The 2,408-nt window shown below is 47.2% G+C and carries 2 protein-coding genes and 3 pseudogenes; 1 reads left to right on the forward strand and 4 read right to left on the reverse strand.

The window, feature by feature from the left end:
• The 4 genes and pseudogenes from tnpC to L1N85_RS26840 form a co-directional block, all read right to left on the reverse strand.
• A pseudogene (tnpC, locus tag L1N85_RS26825) lies at nucleotides 1-887 on the reverse strand (IS66 family transposase); the annotation flags it as partial.
• A gap of 89 nt (nucleotides 888-976) precedes the next feature.
• Nucleotides 977-1,306 (reverse strand): IS66 family insertion sequence element accessory protein TnpA, encoded by a 330-nt coding sequence (gene tnpA / locus L1N85_RS26830; protein ID WP_235242071.1) that lies wholly within the window; start codon nucleotides 1,304-1,306, stop codon nucleotides 977-979.
• An 84-nt stretch (nucleotides 1,307-1,390) separates the two neighbouring features.
• Nucleotides 1,391-1,543, reverse strand: a pseudogene (locus L1N85_RS26835) (ArsB/NhaD family transporter); the annotation flags it as partial.
• A gap of 51 nt (nucleotides 1,544-1,594) precedes the next feature.
• Nucleotides 1,595-1,912 carry an ArsR/SmtB family transcription factor gene (locus tag L1N85_RS26840; protein WP_235242072.1) on the reverse strand — a complete coding sequence of 106 codons (318 nt, stop codon included), beginning with the start codon at nucleotides 1,910-1,912 and terminating at the stop codon, nucleotides 1,595-1,597.
• A gap of 178 nt (nucleotides 1,913-2,090) precedes the next feature.
• On the opposite strand from L1N85_RS26840, the pseudogene L1N85_RS26845 reads away from it, so the two are divergent.
• A pseudogene (locus L1N85_RS26845) lies at nucleotides 2,091-2,315 on the forward strand (MarR family transcriptional regulator); the annotation flags it as partial.
• Between the last annotated feature and the right edge of the window lie 93 nt (nucleotides 2,316-2,408).

Consider the following 2,408-nt stretch of genomic DNA (forward strand, 5'->3'; position numbering starts at 1 on the left):
GAATGGGTTTGCTCTCGGCTAGTCGAGCGGTATAGCGCTGCTCCGGCGTGGCGTCCTTCCACTTGCGCTCCACCGCAAAGAGGGCGTTGCAGAAGGAGAGCCCCTCAGCAGCAGCTGTTTGCGAGCGCCCAGCTGCAGGCACCGCTTGAAGAGCCTCATGATAATACCTTCGCCTGTGACTCCAGCAGCCGAGCCAGCGTGATGTTCTTCACCTTGTTGTAGCCGCTGAAGCCATCGGTGTGTAGGTATCCCTCGAATCCAGCAAGAAATGCCTCGGGATGCTCACCGCCTCGTCCGGGCTTATAATCATACAGGATGATGTCGTGACCGATCCGGCCCGTGCGATAGAGCCACAGGTATGATTTCGTTTGTGCAGCCCGTCCCGGTTCCTTGAGTACCTGCAGGGTGGTTTCATCGGCATGCGCGATGTCTCGTTTCAAGAGCTCCGCATGCATGTAGTCATACAGAGGAGTGAGCCACCGCTCGCTGCCTGTAATTAGCCAGTTCGCCATCGTCTGTCGTGATAACTCTACGCCTAAACGCAAGAATTGTTGTTCCTGTCGGTAGAGCGGCAAGCTGTCCACGTATTTCTGGCTCATGATATACGCCAGGATAGACGGTGACACCAAACTGCTCGGCACGACAGGCGCCGGCATCGGGGCTGTGATGATCGGGGTGTGGATCGCTTCCTGTTCACAACGGCGGCAGGCATACACGTGGCGCACATGCTCCACCACTTTCACCTCCGCCGGAATGATCTTCAATTCACGTCGTACTTCCGTGCTCATCCCATGCAGCTTGCCTGCACAGCAAGGACAAATCTGCTCCTCTTCGCTCAGCCGGTATTCGATCGTCTCTACGGGCAACGCATCGAGCTTCGCTTCGCGAGTTTGCACGAGTGCTGCAAGGCCGTCGATCGATTTACGCAAATCCGTAAACCCTGTTGCCAGGTAGACACGCTGAGAACTCGAAAGCGTCAGCATGTCTCGCTTAACGCCTCGACAGCTTCACGAAGCAGCTGTGGGTCAAAGCCTTTTTGAAGCGTGATGCTGGCGTGCCCAACATGAACGACAAGCGAAGTGGAAATGCGGGGAAGAACGGATTCAGCTACGGAGACGGGGATAAAGCGGACAGTCTCGGGCGAAGCATCTCTTGATGCGACTTTTTTAAGTTTCCGCGTCCAATATTTTAATTGTTCCAAGGTGACATGATTGGCTGTACACCAAGCGGCCATCGTAAGACCGCTTGCTTTATAGTCGGCGATGCGTATCATCCACTCGCGCTGGCGTTGATCTTTTTTCGTCATGAGACAACCTCCTGTATTTCTTAGGATGCCTTCATTTTCTCATGATACGTTTATGTATAATAGGTGTGCGGGATTTGACGCTTACGTTACATCCCAAACGTCATTGATATCAACAACGCCAAAAAGAAGAGCCAGAATTGCGCCGCCAGCAGCCGAATAGCCAATATTCAAGCCTTTAGGCTGCCAAATAACGAAAATTAAGGTGATTAGAAAAATAATGGATGTGATGACTAACATAATTCCTCCTAAAAGGTTTGTGGTAGCAAACCTACTTCGTAAGGATGAGCTTTAATTACAGCATTCGGGACTTAATTTGTTTAACTGTTCTTTCATCGAAGGAAGTTGTTCGAGAATTCCGTGCAGATAATGCTTATCCTCTAGATTTAAAGAATAATAAATCCATTGGGCCCGCCTTGTTTCATTTACCAAACCGCAAATTTTTAATTTTCTCAAATGCTGACTCACATTAGGCTGTGTCATTTCGAGAACGGTTACGATATCGCATACGCACATATCTTGTACCTTTAGAAGGGCAAGAATGGTTAGGCGAGTCTTGTCGGACAAAAGCTTCAATGTCTCAGCAAGGGCTTCTATCGGTTGGCTCATGCAATCACTCCTTTCAAAAGTTTGGCTGCATCTAGGATCACTTCTTCCATTGATTATTATACACAGCTGATTATATAAGTAAATTATTATATGAGTATTAACTTATGTAAAAGAAAAAGAGAATTATAACTTGCAAGTTGCAAATATTATTGATATAAATGATATAGGGGGGATCGGGATGAAAAATCCACGTGAATTGCTTCAGGTATTGGCAAGACAGTTTGGTTTGTTGAATAAAAACTGTTGTCAGATTGGAAACCAGGATATATCGCTCGTTCACAGTCATATTCTATATGAAATTGACCGCGGGCAATCGCCTTCTATGCAAAAGATCGCTGAAACATTAGGCGTAGATATCACTACATTCAGTCGGCAGGTACAATCTTTAATTAAACGTAAACTATATATTCGGCAAAAATGATTTACATCTGAACGCATAACCGATCAACCGTAACTTCTGGGGTCTTATTGATCTCATTGACAAAGCCTTGAACAG

It is taken from the genome of Paenibacillus alkaliterrae (assembly GCF_021532375.1).
In the GTDB taxonomy this organism is placed as follows: Bacteria; Bacillota; Bacilli; order Paenibacillales; family Paenibacillaceae; genus Pristimantibacillus; species Pristimantibacillus alkaliterrae.

What these genes read in the sequence shown, in the direction of transcription:
- L1N85_RS26840 (WP_235242072.1), bottom strand. Translation starts at nt 1,912, where the DNA reads ATGAGCCAACCGATAGAAGCCCTTGCTGAGACATTGAAGCTTTTGTCC.
- tnpA (WP_235242071.1), bottom strand. Translation starts at nt 1,306, where the DNA reads ATGACGAAAAAAGATCAACGCCAGCGCGAGTGGATGATACGCATCGCC.